Source organism: Pedobacter frigidisoli (assembly GCF_004331675.1).
GTDB classification, from domain to species: Bacteria; Bacteroidota; Bacteroidia; order Sphingobacteriales; family Sphingobacteriaceae; genus Pedobacter; species Pedobacter frigidisoli.
On record NZ_SJSN01000018.1, the window covers coordinates 36,175 to 52,627 of the forward strand.

Below are 16,453 nucleotides of genomic sequence, written 5' to 3' on the forward strand. Positions count from 1 at the left end.
ACCTGTAAATTGAAATATATTTTAGAGCAAAAAATTAAGTTTATGTTAAATTATTATTCAATTTTTAAACTTTTATGATTAGATAAACGTTATAAAAGAGACATACAGGTGTACAAAATAAATTTCAGCCTAAAAATTGACAACATTTTGCGATATGATTCCAATTTTTGATAAAATTTAACAATTAATTAACATATTTTCAGCTTATATTTGCCAAGGGGTCATTTTAAGTTCAACAATCCCTCAAAAAAGAATTGCAAACAAAAAATGACAAAAAAAATATATAAATATTTCATAGTGTATTTTTTACACTATCATTTTTTTTACTATATTTGTAGAGTAATAAACGGAACGATGTTTATCACCATTAAAAAAGATAAATCATTTTCTTGAAAAACCTAGGTTTAGATAGAAGATTAAAGACAAAGCCTGGCTCATAACAGGTTTATATTTGGTTAGAAAAAAGGGACAAGCTTGGATAAGTTGTCCCTTTTCTTATTTAAGAGAAAATTTTAATCAATGTGTCCTATCTGGAATCATGCGAAATTATTTAAGCCGATGCTAGGTATACCCAGATTCATCCCCTAAAGAAAACACTCAAAACGCTATGCACATTTAGATCTGCATTCTGGGAAATTTGATACTTAAGAATTAAGTGTATGGGTTAATTAACCTAATTTGAATTATCGATAAGCGTTTTCACTTTGCTTACCATTACATCAAGATCAAAGGGCTTATCTATATAATCATCCGCAATCATTGGATGTTCGAGATCACTATGAAAATTATTGACCACCGACATGAGCAGTACAGGAATATCCTTATAAACAGATGACTTTAATAATTGACAAATATCTCTTCCATCTGCTTGGCCAATGATAACATCCATTAAGATCACACTAGGAAGATACTTTTCAATTGCATCAAACAATATACTATGATCGCTGATGCCAAGCACCTGGTACCCCTCCAGCTCAAATAAAAGCTTTATTACATCAAGCGTAGCAGAATCATCTTCGAGGACAAGAATTTTACTCATTTTTTTGTAACCTAGGGGAAGGGCAAGGTAAGCTTTAAAGAAGCATTAATAAGAAAAAACAATGTATTGCGTATTTATATGCACCAATAAGGAAAAGTTCTAGTTTTAGAAAACCTTTGGTTTGAGTTGATCTAGATATTATAGATCAGTTGAGCGAGGCAACTCATCGTTTTCGGAGCGATTTTAAAAAAAAATAAGCCTCTCGTTTATGGAGAGGCTTAAAAGTTTAATCTAAATCGTCCCGTTGATTTAATTCTTACTTACTCAAAAATAATTAAAATAAATTCTTTTATTGCGTTTGTAACAGGTTGCATATCAAAATGTATAAAGTGTAAACATTTGTAAAACAAACAAATAGACTTACCTACAACTCAAACTAGAAAGCAAATCTTATATTAGTTTAAGTATAAGAAAAACAAGATGCCTAATTTATCAATCATTGAACATTTGCTTCATATTTTCATCTATCTTAAAGTAAAAGATATCGATTCATACCTCATTAACCTAAACTATCAATATTCAACAAGCGACGAGAACTTTATGATTTATGGAAGAGCTGTTGACACTGGCAATAATTTATTTTGTATCACATTAAGTGATGGACATATTACTGAATGCAAGTATGGAACTGGAGATGGCAGTTTATTTTTCGAGAGCTTAGATGTAATTAGACAACTTGATGATTTTACAGAGGACCACTATGATTATGCTAACGAATTTGAACACACCATATTTATTAGCGAGGATAAATTGATTAGATTGATACAAAACAACTTTCTTGGTAAAATAAATTATTCCATTTCCGTTTCCTTACGGTTAAACACTTACAGAAAGGACATAAACGCCGAGGTAATACTTTCGCCTCCGCCTAAGTTAGTTTAAGATTTGTCCATGCCTTAAGCTATACCGGCATTTCTTTCATCATTTTGCTTCTTATCCGGCTAAGCGTTTCCAACCTCATTCCCAAGTAACTGGCAATACACCTCAACGGAACACTGGAAACATAATCAGAATTTATTTCTAAAAACTTCTCATATCTACGCTCTGCGGATGGTATTCTCGCAAGAATTGATCTTTCTGATGCAGCATGGTACTGCAAGGCCAAGATCTTCCGCCCAATGATATTACTTTCCGGGTAAGCATCATATAGCTTATGAACCAACTTGTTTGGTAGCGCAACAAGTTCTGTATCCTCTAGGGCTTGTAAATATTCGAACGAGGGCTCAATGGTTTCATTCGGATGTTGTATAGCGCCAATGAACTCGTTGCCTAGACTAATCCAGGTTGTAATATCCTTTCCATCATCCTTTACAAAACCTCGAACCAGGCCATTAGCGACAAAATAAACACATTCATTATTATCAATTGGAGATAATATGAATTTGCTCTTCCTAACCAAAAGTGGCTGCAGCCCTTTTTGCAATTCGATAGTGAAACCGTTGGAGATGGGATGGAGACTATTAAGATAATCAATGACTAAATTGACTAGATGGATCTTACGGGATTCGGACATATAAAAAAGGGAATAGACGAACAGATTGATAATAATAGCAAAACTTATAAAATTTTCAAAATAAAGTAGATGATTGAGACTATTGTGCTGAGGAAACTGACAATTATATTAGTTTTTTGATAGCCAATTAGCAATTTGACTCATCCAAGTGAATAGGTTTACCTTATTTTAATCGAAATGTGCAAGAGTAATCCACACTTCAGAAAAAGAACACGTCAATATAGATTTCCGTTCGAATGATCATCTACAACACGTAATACATTTCCATAAATAGCAGATGAATATCACTCATATAAGGAACAAAATCCATCATGATCCTTGGCCCTAAGTTTATCGATAAAGATCTCTTGTTCTGGTAACCCAACTTTCAATTTTGCATCGGGATTTAGGCCAATTGCATAATGAAGCAAGATTTCGTGTCTGTTATTTGATTGGACAATACGAAATAATGCGAATTATCCTGCCTTAAAAAATAAGCACACAACCCTAAAGAGTAGGCCTTTAAGAAGTGGGGTGGTTTATTTATAATTGATTGTAATGCTAAGGCCCAGTTTTATTGACAATTATTAACAAAGCCTATTCAGTTCAAAACTGATTCGTACATTTGTATTTAAGAATGAAAATTTTAGTTTATCTGTTAAGCTTCAGCATCCTGATTTTATCCTGCATTACCTGCGAGGATGCACTGGATTTTGAAAGCAGTGTAACGGTTAAAACTTCATCTTTGGATATCAACAAATCGGCACATACACCAAACCAGGACGACTGTTCACCTTTGTGTACCTGTAACTGCTGCGGACAACCTTTGGTTAGCAACTTACAATTCAATGGTTTCGATTTTCTAAAGAGAACAGGCCCTACAAAGCTGAAGATATTCCACAACCAGCAATTCATCACAAATTATTTTCAGAATATCTGGCAACCGCCAAAAACGAATAAATTATTGATCGGTTAATCGGCAAAAAAGCACTTCTTGTGCTTGATCTATTTATTCAAAAATTATTCAGATTTAAATGCGAAAAATAATATTATCGTTATGCATACTTTTGTGTGCTGTAGGTGCTTATGCACAAAATAATTTCCAAATCCTTGTTAAGGAAAAGGAAAATAAATCGGCAATTAATGGGGTTACTATCCTAATTAAGGGAACTAACCAAATTGCAAAAACATTAGAAAGTGGCATTGCCTCCTTTAATAATATCCCAAATGGAGCACAAACTTTCATCATTAGAAATGTTGGGTATGAGGAACAATCCTTAAACATAACTTTTCCCATTCAGCAATTAAGCCCTTCCATTGTTTTTCTAAGTTCATCAGAAGATGAGTTAGAAGAGGTAATCATTTCCTCAACCAGAACAAGCCGTTCCATCCAAAATACACCGACACGGGTAGAAACCATCGAGCTGGAGGAAATTGATGAAAAAAGCAACATGCGTCCAGCCAACGTTTCCATGATTCTTCACGAGAGTACTGGTATTTCTGTGCAACAAACCTCGGCAACCAGTGGCAATGCAAGCATCAGGATTCAGGGCCTTGATGGGAGATATACACAGCTTTTAAAGGATGGCTACGCCAGTTTTGGAAATTTCGCAAATGGACTAAGCGTTCTCGAAATTCCTCCATTGGATTTGGCACAGGTAGAAATTATCAAAGGACCATCTTCCACATTATATGGTGCCGGAGCCATTGCTGGTGTTGTAAATTTCATCTCCAGAACCCCTAGAGAAAAGGCCGATTTTAATTTTATATTAAATCAATCTAATGTTGGGCAAACCAATATTGGAGGATTTGGCATGCAAAGAAACAAGAAATTTGGCTATAGTATTTTAGCACTGGCCAACTTTCAACGGGCTTACGATGTAGACAAAGATGATTTTACCGAGCTCCCAAAAACCAAGGATTTCACCATTCATCCTAAATTATTCTTTTATCCAAATGAGAGAACGACAATAATTCTCGGCAACTCGTTTACCAAAAGCGATAGAACTGGTGGCGATATCTTTGTTATCAATGATGGTACAGATGCCAATCATAGGTATTTTGAAAAGAATACGAGTATTCGAAATACCTCAACACTTGATTTCAGCTACAAAACCAATGGGCAAGACTTGCTGAAAGTTAAAACGAGCTTCAATTTTTTTAAACGTGGTATAGCAATTCCTGATTACAGTTTTGATGGCATAAACTATAATTCATATACCGACATCAGCTACCTGAAAAACTTAAAGAACCACAGTCTGATTTTTGGCGCAAACCTAGTTTATGATGAGTTTGTAGAGGAAAACCAATCACCAGAACTTTCAAAAGATTTTACAACGAAAACAGGCGGCGCATACGTTCAGCATACTTGGGATGTAAGTGAAAAGTTTAAGCTGGAAAGTGGTATGAGGATAGATTTTGTTCAATATTTCAATTCTTATTACAGTAAAAATGAGGCTTTCCTTCTACCAAGAATATCGGCATTGTATAAGTTTGATGAGAAATGGAGTTCAAGAATTGGCGGCGGATTGGGATACAAGACTCCAACCCTATTCATCGAGCAGACAGAAACTTTCCAATATCAAAATTTGCTTCCCTTGGAAAACGTTAATGCAGAAAGAAGTTATGGAGGAACAGCAGATATTAACTTTAAGACCAATATTGGGGAGGATTGGATGATCAGCCTAAACCAAATGTTCTTCTACACAAAGATCAATAACTCTACAATTCTGCTTCAGGATGCTTCCAATTTCTTTTATTTTGAAAACACGAAACAACCCGTTCGCAGTTTGGGTTTTGAAACAAACGCAAAGCTCATTTTCCACGAGTATTTTAAACTTTTTGCAGGCTATACCTTTACCAATGCAAAAGCAGAATATTTGCCCTTTACGCAAGACATTAGGTTATTACCAAAAAACAAATTAAATCTTGCCCTGCTTTATGAAAAGGAAAGAAACTTTAAACTCGGACTTGAGGGTTACTTCACAGATAAGCAATACCTGTACAATAACCTGCAAACCAGTCCGTTTTGGGAGTTTGGTTTTATGGCAGAAAAGGTATTTGGAAAAATCTCTATATTTATCAATGCGGAAAACTTCACCGATACCAGGCAAAGCAAATATAAAAACGTCGTAAACGGGTCGCACCTTAACCCATCTTTTGATGATATTTGGACACATACGGAAGGTAGAACCTTTAATGCTGGAATAAAATTGAAGCTTTAATAAGAAGAATATAATTCTGATGCTTGCGCTAAATTATCAACAAAAGCCATAGTATGAAAGTCCTATCAACGCATTAATACGGTAAAAACAAAAACCACAATAAAAAGGTAAAGTTTATGTTACATTTGATTCAAGCCTTTCTAAAATCGCCTTTCATGTTGAGAATAGGAATTATAACGAAATATAATAGAAAAACCGGTATGGGTATTTTAAGGGATCACAACAATCAAAAGATAAAATTCTTTGATCTATCTATCCATGATGATAAGGGGAAATCTGATTCAGTTTTCTTTGAGATTGTTAAGGGCGATTACGGTTTAATAGCAATTGATCTATACTAGAATATGAATATTTAAAATAATTGTTGCAAGTAACAAGTCTTATTGTATCTTTGCACCCTCCTTGGAAGCTTCCACTCCAAGGTTTAAGAAAGCCTTTCAGCAATGAGAGGCTTTTCTTATTTACTTAGTTTTGAAGATAACTATGCCCAATGGCGGTAAATCAACAGTTATCGAATATTCTTGATTATTATATGCGAATTTATCTGGCGTAATATCTCCCCTATTATTAATTCCACCGCCATAATAAACGATATCGTCTGAATTAAAAATCTCTTTCCATTTGCCTTTAAACGGAACGCCGATTTTATAATTTTCTCTTACAACTGGTGTGAAGTTTAATGCAATAACTAAAGTATCCTTGGCTTTAGGCCCTTTACGCATGTAAACAAATATCGATTCATTCGCATTATCTGCATCTAACCATTCGAAGCCCTCATAACTAAAGTTAAAATGATATAAAGCTGGTTCTTTGCGATAAAGAAAGTTCAATGCCTTTACCGTTTCTTGCATACCCTTATGCGGTGCATATTGCAGCAAATGCCAATCTAGCGATTGCGTAAAATTCCACTCATTAGTATCGGCAAACTCATTCCCCATAAAAAGGAGTTTTGCACCGGGATGCGTAAACATGTAGCCATATAACGCTCTTAGATTGGCAAATTTCTGCCAATCATCACCAGGCATTTTATAAAGCATTGGCGATTTCCCATGTACAACCTCATCATGAGAAAAAGGCAACATGAAATTTTCTGTAAAGGCGTAAGTCATGCTGAAACTTAGCTGATGATGATGGTGCTTTCTACCCAAGGTTTCTACCTTGAAATACTTTAGTGTATCGTTCATCCAACCCATCATCCACTTCATACCAAAGCCCAATCCGCCTGCATGAACAGGGTGGGTTACGCCAGGATAGGTACTGCTTTCCTCGGCAATGGTTTGCACACCCTCGAAATTCCCATAAACGGCTACATTTAAATCCTTAAGAAATTCTATTGCACCAAGATTTTCGCTGCCGCCATATTCATTTGTTGCTGCATCTCCATCGGCCCTGGAAAAATTAAAATATAGCATCGAGGCCACTGCATCAACCCGCAGCCCATCGGCATGGTATTGATCTAGCCAAAAAATTGCATTACTGATCAAAAACGAACGAACCTCATTTCGATCGTAATTGAATATGTACGATTTCCAATCAGGATGGAACCCCTTTTTCATGTCGGCATGCTCATACAGATGCGTTCCATCGAATTCATAAAGCCCGTGCCGATCTCCAGGAAAATGCGATGGTACCCAATCGAGGATTACGGCAATATCCGCCTTATGAAGTTCATCTATCAGGAACATTAAATCTTGCGGCGAACCGTACCGAGAACTGGCCCCGAAATAACCAGTAACCTGATAGCCCCAGCTCGGAAAATATGGAAATTCCATTAATGGCATCAGCTCCACATGGGTAAATCCCATTTCCTTTACATAAGGAACAAGTCTGGTGGCAACTTCTCTGGCATTCAGTACACGTTCAGGATTATCTGGATCTCTTTCCCAAGAACCCAAATGGATTTCGTAAACTGATATAGGTTGATCTAGAGCATTTATTTTAGCTCTCTTATTCAACCAAGATTTATCTTTCCAAGTGTAATCTGTATCCCAAACAATTGATGCCGTTTGCGGAGGATGTTCCCATCTTCTGGCATAGGGATCGCCTTTTAAGTGCTCTGACTCGTCAAAACCCTTAATAAAATATTTATAAACCTCACCCTTTGCAATCCCAGGTAAAAATCCCTCCCAAATTCCTGAAGCATCCCAGCGCTTGTTAAGCTCGTGCGAGGTTTGGTTCCAATCGTTAAAAACCCCCGTAACACTTACTTTTATCGCATTTGGCGCCCAAACCGCAAAATATGTTCCGTTTGTTTTCTCCACATCGATAAGATGCGAGCCCATTTTTTCGTACAGCCTAAAATGCTTTCCTACAAGGAAGAGGTCTATATCATAGTCAGAGAATAAGCTATAAGCCCAAACGGTTTTACTTTTATCTATTTTAGGTAAGACTGCTTTTTTTGCAGGCACTTTTTTTACTGCTGACATAGGTATTTTGGCTAGATAAATGAAGCCCCAAAAACTTAACAGTTTTGAGGCTTAAAAGTTACAGACTTAAGATCTGTATCTCAGAAAAGTTTTTGTTGCACTTAAAGTGAAGAATGTTTTTGTCATCAGTGCTATATTCAGTCACCTCTTTATTATCAACAATGATTTTTTTCACCTGAAACTTTACACCCATGATATTGCAGGCATAAAATTCATAGTTTGGTGTGTATAAGCCCTCTATTCTTTGGTTTATCTTAATGGCCTGGGTATCGCTTTTAACAGTAAATTTCTTTTCCAAATAGATATCCTGCTCAAATGCAAAGGTATCGCCGTGATCCTCATACATGTATGAATTTACTTCATAATCGCTGCTGTAAACATTCAGTACAACTTCGGTAATGGCTTTTTCATCAACATATTGCATCACTGGATATTCAGGAATAACAGACCCAGCCCTTACAAACATGGGCATGCTATCAATTTTCGCTTCAACCTCGTATTCATTTCCGCCTTCCAAAACCTCATTGGTCCAAAAGTTGTACCAGGTACCCTTTGGAAGATATACCTTTCTGGAGATTGCACCCTGCTCTAAAATCGGACAAATCAATAATTTATCCCCATAGCAAAACTCATCCTGACGAAAACTATTGCTGATATTTTCCTGCTCAAGCATTACCAATGGCCTTAAGATCGGGAAGCCATAACGGTGATGCTCCCAAAAAACCGAGTACAGATATGGCATTAATCGGTACCGCAGCTCAATAAACTTGCGATTAATATCCTCAAAAAACTCACCGAAGCTCCACGGCTCACGCTCCGCGGTATCTCCAGCAGAGTGTGCCCTCATGAAAGGCGAGAAAGTTCCCAGCTGAATCCAGCGGGTAAATAGCTCGCCATCTGGCTCTCCACTAAAGCCACCAATATCTGTTCCACAGAATGGCACACCAGATACGGAAAGACGCTGACACTGAATATTGCCCATTTTTAAGTGCTCCCATGTAGCCATATTATCGCCCGTCCAAACACTTGCATAACGTTGCATACCGGAATAACCTGCCCTAGTAATGGTGAAAGGACGTTTATTGCGCATAAGTTTTTTAAGTCCCTCGTAGGTTGATCGCACCATCTGCATACCATAAACGTTGTGTGCCTTACGGTGCGAACCACGGAAGCCATCGTAATTATGGCGAACATCGTTGGGGAAAGTTCCCGAGCCAAAAACAGCTGGCTCGTTCATATCATTCCAAAAACCAGCAACGCCCATATCTACAAGTTCCTTGTAAAGATTGCCCCACCATGTTCTCACCTTTGGATTGGTAAAATCTGGAAACTGGCATCGTCCAGGCCAAACATGCCCTTCCATATAGTAATCATCGCTTCTGCGACAGAAAAATCTTTTTTCCTTACCCTCCTTAAAAACCCAGTAATCATCATCTACCTTAATTCCAGGATCGATCATTACAACCGTCTTAAATCCATCATCAGAGAGCTCTTTGATCATCCTCCTTGGATCTGGAAAATATTTTTTGTTCCAGGTGAAACAGCGATAACCATCCATGTAATCGATATCGAGATATATGGCATCGCACGGGATTTTACGATCCCTGAACTGCTTTGCGATTTCCTTGACCTTGGATTCTGGATAGTAACTCCAACGGCACTGCTGGTAACCTAAGGTCCATTTTGGAGGCATTGGATGGGTACCGGTCAAACTTGCGTAGCGTTTAACCACATCCATAATATGCGGACCGTGGATGTAGTAATATTGGAGTTCACCACCATCGGACCAAAAACTAGTTTTACTTACATCTTCCCCGCCAAAATCGAAATACGACTTAAAGGTATTATCGAAAAAGATACCGTAAGCGGCCTGATTGTGTAAGCCTATATAAAATGGAATGGTTCGGTATAATGGATCCTGATTCCAGCCAAAGGAATATGCATCCGTGTTCCAATTCTCAAATCTTCTACCGCGCAGGTTAAAATTCCCTGATTTATCGCCCAAACCAAAAAAGTTTTCCTCTGGATGGCATTTCTTGGTTGCATAGATATAGTAACCCCCGAAATCGGTATTCTCTTCCCAATGCATTGAATTGGCCTCATCAACCATCACAATATTGGTAATATTATCAGAGAACGATATGTGAAAGTTTGCCTTTTCGATCTTACAGGTAACAGAGTGCGTAGAAACGGTATAATGGTCTTCATGTTCCTGCATCTTAAAGACAGAAACCTTTTGATCAACCTCTGGCACTGCGTAAGAGAAATCATCTAAGAAAACACCATGTGGGGCCAATCTAACGCGAATAATCTCATCGCTAACTACCCGGATCTCTACCCTGGCATCGCCATCAGAAAAATAGAAACGATTGCCTTCTTTCTTAACTTTTTTAACCTCGCCAAGGTATTGTTTAACAATTGGCTTTACAGATATATCTACGGGGTTATTTAAGTGCTGTATTTCCTGTTCTTTTTCGATCAGGTCACTTACCTCGATAGGTTTGTCGTCTTGAGCTTCCATTCTTATTTATTCAAAAATTTAAATCCTTTACCTTAAAACTGCAAATGCCCTAAGAAAGTACTATAATACAAATATTTTATAAAAGGGAGGAAGTAAATTTTCAAATCCGTACATAAAGTTTAAGGATGATTGTTTTAAAAGATTATTATTTTGAGAGATTAAATAAAAAGAGCAATAAAAAACCCTCAGTAACTTGTTGAGCTACCAAGGGCTGAAAGATTATAAATATAGCTATGGATTAAAAGTAAATGCTAGATAATAAATCGCTCCTGCTGCTGGATTACCATAAGAAGTGATATAATACTTATTCATGATATTAGACCCACCCAATTTAATTGAAGACATTACCGATGGAATTTTTAAACTAACCTGGGCATCCAAGGTACTGTAGGCAGGAACTTGACCTGCTGAGAAAGAAGAGTTCCAGTAGAATTGATCTTGCCAGCGGTAGGAAATATTGAAACCAAAGTTCTTGATGATTTCCCTATTTCCCAATCCTAGATTATAACGGATCTTTGGCGTGTTAAAATCATTGATATAATTTTCAGGAAGATCACCAATTTGATTATAGGATACGTTTCCGCTCACATTCCATTTACCCATTAGATAATCTAGGCCTAAAGCACCACCATATGAGGTTACTTCGCCTTCGGCATTGATTGGCACACCATATTTAACAAAGCTTCCACCAACATTTTGGTAAACATTGACCGCTGTAATAAAGTTCTTATATTGATTGTAGTAAGCATAAGCATCGATTAATAATCTTGGGCCTAACAATCCTTTATAACCAATCTCATAGGCTTTAACACTTTCTGGTCTCACGCCCCTAGCATCAAAAGTGTATTTTTGAAGTAATGCAGGATTGGCAGCCCCGCCAATAACTGAGGCTAAGTAAGCCCTGTAGCTTGCTTCTGTATATCCTTTGGTCGCTTCAACATTCAATCCATATTTGCTCAAGAATTCTGGTAGACCGCCGATTAAACGCTGAGATCCTCCTCCAACTGAAAGATCTATGTACTGATTTTGAGTAGTTGGATTACGATATCCCGTTTGAAATGACAAACGGATATTATTGTTTTTAGCAACAGTAAATACACCTGTTATTCTAGGGGTGAAACGTCCCTCAAAATTCGTGCTCTTATCATAACGGCCAGCAACTGTCAATTTAAATACCTCACCAAATTTTTTACCTACCTGGGCAAAAGCACCATATTCATCAATATCGATCTTACGATTTAAATCGTCGAAGATTGTACCACCAGATCTTAATTGATAAGTTCTTGAGGAAGCACCAACCTGAAATTCCAGGGCATTATTCAGCAGGTTTGTAAAATTGTACATTCCCTCATAATGGTAAAGATTTGTTTTATCATCAAACTTTGCTCCATAGATCCCCTTACTTGCATCAGTTGCACTAATGGTTGTATTCTTGATCTGCTCTTTCGCCACGGCAAAATTAGTTGAACCAGGCGCAAACCTTCCAGCATCGGCAGTCGCTCTTGCCGCTGCCTGAGCCGCAGCATCACTTGCTCCTTGTGACCTTGCCGCTGAATAGGCAATGGTATATGTTGGAAACCAAGCTGCTGCAGTAGGACTTGACTTTTCATTGATATAACTTCCTAAGATTGAAGAGATATATGAATCGCCTGAACGTTCTTGAGTAGTGTAGCCTCTTAAGAAGAAATCCTGACCTTTCAACTCTAATTTATACTGACCAATATTAAAATTACGTAAGGAGTAACGATCGGAACCTGTATAGACCGAAGTTCCCGTTCCCCAGTTAGCTTGTGCTACCAATTGAATTGTTGGGGTAAAATTATAATAGGCCGCACCCGACATTTTCATCGATTTGGTATTATAATCAACCAAATCCTCCTCGTTATAACCTGTCCTAGAAACCGTTTGGCTTGCAGTTGTTCCTTTGTTTAGGCTATATACTACGCCTAAAAACGGCAAGGCAGGCCTTAATGCCGCATACGCTGGGTTGGTACTAACCAGGGTAACAATTTGAGGGTAGGTTAATCCACTGCCAATAAAGCTGTTGAATGCACCAAACCCTGCTGGAGAGGAAGCCTGGAAAGCGGCCTGTACCGATCTTGCTGCGCCTAATAAATTTGAATTCACCTCATCACCATAAGAGTTGACCCCATCATACCCCGGATCAGATATTCTGTCACCAGGTTTTACACCATTCGCCACTCTATCAAAATTAGAATAGTTATTCGCCATCCAATCTTTTGCCTGCAGGAATGAAAATGCGGCCTTGACCCCGAACTTGTTGTTCCATGATTTGGCCAAACGTACATCCAATTGGTTAAAAGGTTGTACGCTGCTGTTATCGTCATTTACATGATTTACGCCAGTCTTATATTGAAAACTTGCACCTTGATATTTGAATGGATCCTTAGAGGTCATCAACAACGTTCCATTGATACCACCAGCGCCATATAATGCCGAAGATGCTCCCGGTAAAAGTTCGACGTTATCGATATCCAACTCGGTTATACCTACAATATTTCCAACGGAGAAATTCAAGCCTGGTGCCTGGTTATCCATTCCGTCGATATATTGATTGAAACGGGTATTACCATTTGAGTTGAAACCACGGGTATTAATCGACTTGAAAGTTAAACTCTGCATACTGCTCTCTACTCCTTTCATATTATTCAAGGCATCGTAGAAGGATGGTGCGGCAATTTCCCGAATTGAGGCAGCGCTCATGCGCTCAATGGAAACTGGAGATTCCAATATGCGCTCTGGCGTTCTCGATGCAGAAACCACAACGTCCCCTCCCAATTGCACAGCGGTTTCCAGTTCCAGGTTGATGCCCGTGGTACTGCCCGTAACCTGCTGCTCTACCGTTCCGTAACCTACATAAGAAGCAACTATGGTAAACGGAGCTTTGGCGGCTGTTGTAAATGAAAAAGTTCCATTACTCGAGGATGCCGTACCACCGGATTGACCTTTAATGGTAACACTAACGCCTGCCAACCCTTCTTTTGATTGCTTATCCTTTACGGTTCCGCTAACCGTAATGCTCTGTGCCCGTGCCGCAATGTTTATTGCACACACAAAAAATAACACATAGAAGATCTGTGTAAAAATTCTGCTCATAAATGATTGTTAATTTGGTTATTTGTAATATTAGTTAGTTAAACTTAAATGCTTTTTTTCAATTAAACAAATTATGTTTGCATAATAATTTCAAATCAATTTATAATTTTGATTGATACCCAGTTTGTTGTATTTTGCAATAAACATAAATCATCATTTTACTTTACCTTAGTAACTTGAGATATTTAGCTAACCATTATGAATAAAATTAAAGCTCTATTCTGCCTCGTAATCCCTATAGCACTAGCCTTCTTATTTAACACCAAATTAGGAAGTACTCCCCCACTCCTAAAATTTTTAAATCCATTTATGGGTTTTTGGCAAAATGCCGAAAACAACCATTTTATGTTCAATCATAAGGCCAAGATCAAGGGCGCTATCGATGAGATCGAAATCGTCTTTGATGACAGGATGATTCCGCACATTTTCGCAAGGAATGACCACGATCTTTATTTGGCACAAGGTTATGTTACAGCCATGCATCGCCTTTGGCAGATGGATTTTCAAACGCGTTTTGCTGCTGGAAGAATTAGTGAGGTAGTGGGTGATAAGGCCATTGAGGTAGATCGATATCAGCGCAGAATGGGCATGGTCTATGGAGCAGAAAATTCATTAAAAGGCATGATGGCCAATCCAAAATCCAAGGAAATGATCTTGGCCTATACCGATGGCATTAATGCCTACATCAAAACACTTTCACACGCAAATTATCCGCTGGAATATAAGATACTGGATTTTAGGCCCGAAAACTGGACACCCGTAAAATGTGCGCTGCTACTTAAGCAGATGTCTGCGGTTTTGGCCATGGGTTCTGATGAATTTTACATGACCAATATCTTAAGGAAATTCGGTCCAGACATTACAAAAGATCTTTTTCCCGATTACCCATTCCGTGAGGATCCTATAATTCCTGTTGGAACAAAATGGGATTTTTCTCCGCTCCCAACGCCAAAAACACCAGAAAGCTTTACAAAGGCAATTACTGGTGAGGTAAGAACAAGGGAAAAGATTGAGGGGATTGGCAGTAATAATTGGGCACTATCTGGCTCAAAAACTGCTTCAGGATTCCCAATTTTAGCCAATGATCCTCATTTGGATCTCACACTTCCATCCATCTGGTACCAAATTCAATTGCATGCCCCTGGTGTAAATTCCTATGGTGTCTCACTTCCTGGTGCGCCAGGAATTATCATCGGTTTCAACCAGAAAATTGCCTGGGGCGTTACCAATGTGGCGGCTGATGTTCTAGATTTTTATCAAATCAAGTTTAAGGACACTACCCATAACGAATACTGGTATAACAATAAATGGAATGCAACCACCAAGCGATTGGAAACGATAAAAGTTAGAGGTGGCAAGGATGAAATCGATACTGTTTTCTATACCCATCATGGTCCGGTTGTCTATTTTCAGAAGCCAAAATATGGTCGGGCGAACAACGTTCCTGTTGGCGATGCACTACGCTGGATTGCGCATGACAGCTCCAACGAGCTCATGACTTTCTACTATTTAAATCGAGGAAAAGACTATACTGATTACCGTAAGGCACTTACCTATTATACTGCGCCGGCACAAAATTTTGTTTTCGCCAGTGTGGATAATGATATTGCCATTACACCCAATGGAAAATTCCCCTTAAAATGGAAAGACCAGGGTAAGTTTATTCTGGATGGAACTGATCCGGCCTACGATTGGCAAGGCTGGATTCCCGCAGCGCAAAATCCAACCGTTAAAAACCCACCACGAGGTTTTGTGAGCTCGGCAAATCAATCCTCTACAGATACAACCTATCCCTATTATATCAATTGGGAATTTGCACCGTATGAGCGGGGAAAAAGAATTAACGAACGTTTAGGGGCAATGAGCAAGGCAACAATGGATAGCATCAGGTTGATGCAAACAGACAATTACAGCATTATGGCACAAAATCTTGTTCCAGCCCTTGTTCCACTATTGGATAATGAAAAACTAAATGCAACGCAAAAAGAGTCATTAAACTACATAAACAAATGGAACAAGCGTTATGATGCTGATCAGATTGCGGCAAGTGTTTTCGAAATCTGGACCAAGCGCTTGTCTTTCAATATCTGGAATGATGAGTTTGAGGTGGAGGGTATCCCAATGCGTTATCCATCCAGGGATCGTACTGTCGAAATGATCCTCAAGGAACCAAATGCTTCTTGGTACGACAACATCAAAACCACTCAAAAAGAAACATTAAGCGACTTGGTCAATGAGGCATTTAAATATAGCTGCGATAGTCTAGAACTCAGGTTTGGTCCAATAAACAAGGATTGGAACTGGTCTAACGTGAAGCAGACCAACGTTCCTCATTTGGCTAAAATCCCGGGATTTGGCTCGCAGGTATTACAAATTGGAGGTGGAAAAAGCACTATAAATGCCTTGAGCGAAACCAATGGCCCATCGTGGAGAATGGTTATCGAACTTGGAAAAACCCCAAAGGGTCATGGCGTTTACCCTGGCGGACAATCGGGGAACCCGGGCAGCAAGTATTACGATAATATGATCGATACTTGGGCAAGCGGAAAACTTTATGATCTTTTCTATATGCAAACGCCTGATGATAGATCGGGCACAATTATCTCTCGTTTAAAAATTTCAAAATAGCATCAC

The 16,453-nt window shown here is 38.4% G+C and carries 10 protein-coding genes; 5 read left to right on the forward strand and 5 right to left on the reverse strand.

The window, feature by feature from the left end; all coding sequences use genetic code 11:
- Positions 1-673 precede the first annotated feature (673 nt).
- On the reverse strand, positions 674-1,039 hold the full coding sequence (locus EZ449_RS19020) for a response regulator transcription factor (protein WP_131561883.1): 366 nt from the start codon (positions 1,037-1,039) through the stop codon (positions 674-676).
- A 420-nt stretch (positions 1,040-1,459) separates the two neighbouring features.
- Here EZ449_RS19020 and EZ449_RS19025 point away from each other — a divergent pair, with 420 nt between their 5' ends.
- On the forward strand, positions 1,460-1,921 hold the full coding sequence (locus EZ449_RS19025; protein ID WP_131561886.1) for a hypothetical protein: 462 nt from the start codon (positions 1,460-1,462) through the stop codon (positions 1,919-1,921).
- Between the two features lie 19 nt (positions 1,922-1,940).
- Here the strand turns inward: EZ449_RS19025 and EZ449_RS19030 are convergent, their stop codons facing one another.
- The gene (locus EZ449_RS19030; RefSeq protein WP_131561888.1) at positions 1,941-2,552 is read right to left on the reverse strand and encodes a Crp/Fnr family transcriptional regulator; all 612 of its coding nucleotides are present in this window, start codon (positions 2,550-2,552) and stop codon (positions 1,941-1,943) included.
- Positions 2,553-3,168: 616 nt separating this feature from the next.
- On the opposite strand from EZ449_RS19030, the gene EZ449_RS19035 reads away from it, so the two are divergent.
- The 3 genes from EZ449_RS19035 (at position 3,169) to EZ449_RS19045 (ending at position 6,096) form a co-directional block, all read left to right on the forward strand.
- A complete protein-coding gene (locus EZ449_RS19035) occupies positions 3,169-3,507 on the forward strand; it encodes a DUF6660 family protein (RefSeq protein ID WP_131561890.1) in 339 nt (112 codons plus the stop codon).
- Positions 3,508-3,565: 58 nt separating this feature from the next.
- On the forward strand, positions 3,566-5,755 hold the full coding sequence (locus tag EZ449_RS19040) for a TonB-dependent receptor (RefSeq protein WP_131561893.1): 2,190 nt from the start codon (positions 3,566-3,568) through the stop codon (positions 5,753-5,755).
- Between the two features lie 155 nt (positions 5,756-5,910).
- Entirely contained in the window at positions 5,911-6,096 is a 186-nt protein-coding gene (locus EZ449_RS19045) for a hypothetical protein (RefSeq protein WP_131561895.1), read from the forward strand.
- Positions 6,097-6,216: 120 nt separating this feature from the next.
- On the opposite strand, the gene glgB is transcribed toward EZ449_RS19045, so the two are convergent.
- From glgB to EZ449_RS19060, 3 genes are all read right to left on the reverse strand, one after another.
- A complete protein-coding gene (gene glgB, locus EZ449_RS19050; protein WP_131561897.1) occupies positions 6,217-8,181 on the reverse strand; it encodes a 1,4-alpha-glucan branching protein GlgB in 1,965 nt (654 codons plus the stop codon).
- 58 nt (positions 8,182-8,239) lie between these two features.
- On the reverse strand, positions 8,240-10,702 hold the full coding sequence (locus EZ449_RS19055; protein WP_131561899.1) for a glycoside hydrolase family 31 protein: 2,463 nt from the start codon (positions 10,700-10,702) through the stop codon (positions 8,240-8,242).
- 231 nt (positions 10,703-10,933) lie between these two features.
- The gene (locus EZ449_RS19060; RefSeq protein ID WP_131561901.1) at positions 10,934-13,819 is read right to left on the reverse strand and encodes a TonB-dependent receptor; all 2,886 of its coding nucleotides are present in this window, start codon (positions 13,817-13,819) and stop codon (positions 10,934-10,936) included.
- Between the two features lie 345 nt (positions 13,820-14,164).
- Between EZ449_RS19060 and EZ449_RS19065 the strand changes: the two genes are divergently transcribed.
- Positions 14,165-16,447 carry a penicillin acylase family protein gene (locus tag EZ449_RS19065; RefSeq protein WP_225872373.1) on the forward strand — a complete coding sequence of 761 codons (2,283 nt, stop codon included), beginning with the start codon at positions 14,165-14,167 and terminating at the stop codon, positions 16,445-16,447.
- The last annotated feature ends 6 nt before the right edge of the window (positions 16,448-16,453 follow it).

Bases quoted from the DNA above. Each gene is read 5' to 3' on its own strand.
- EZ449_RS19020 (WP_131561883.1), bottom strand. From the start codon at position 1,039: ATGAGTAAAATTCTTGTCCTCGAAGATGATTCTGCTACGCTTGATGTA.
- EZ449_RS19025 (WP_131561886.1), top strand. From the start codon at position 1,460: ATGCCTAATTTATCAATCATTGAACATTTGCTTCATATTTTCATCTAT.
- EZ449_RS19030 (WP_131561888.1), bottom strand. From the start codon at position 2,552: ATGTCCGAATCCCGTAAGATCCATCTAGTCAATTTAGTCATTGATTAT.
- EZ449_RS19035 (WP_131561890.1), top strand. From the start codon at position 3,169: ATGAAAATTTTAGTTTATCTGTTAAGCTTCAGCATCCTGATTTTATCC.
- EZ449_RS19040 (WP_131561893.1), top strand. From the start codon at position 3,566: ATGCGAAAAATAATATTATCGTTATGCATACTTTTGTGTGCTGTAGGT.
- EZ449_RS19045 (WP_131561895.1), top strand. From the start codon at position 5,911: ATGTTGAGAATAGGAATTATAACGAAATATAATAGAAAAACCGGTATG.
- glgB (WP_131561897.1), bottom strand. From the start codon at position 8,181: ATGTCAGCAGTAAAAAAAGTGCCTGCAAAAAAAGCAGTCTTACCTAAA.
- EZ449_RS19055 (WP_131561899.1), bottom strand. From the start codon at position 10,702: ATGGAAGCTCAAGACGACAAACCTATCGAGGTAAGTGACCTGATCGAA.
- EZ449_RS19060 (WP_131561901.1), bottom strand. From the start codon at position 13,819: ATGAGCAGAATTTTTACACAGATCTTCTATGTGTTATTTTTTGTGTGT.
- EZ449_RS19065 (WP_225872373.1), top strand. From the start codon at position 14,165: ATGTTCAATCATAAGGCCAAGATCAAGGGCGCTATCGATGAGATCGAA.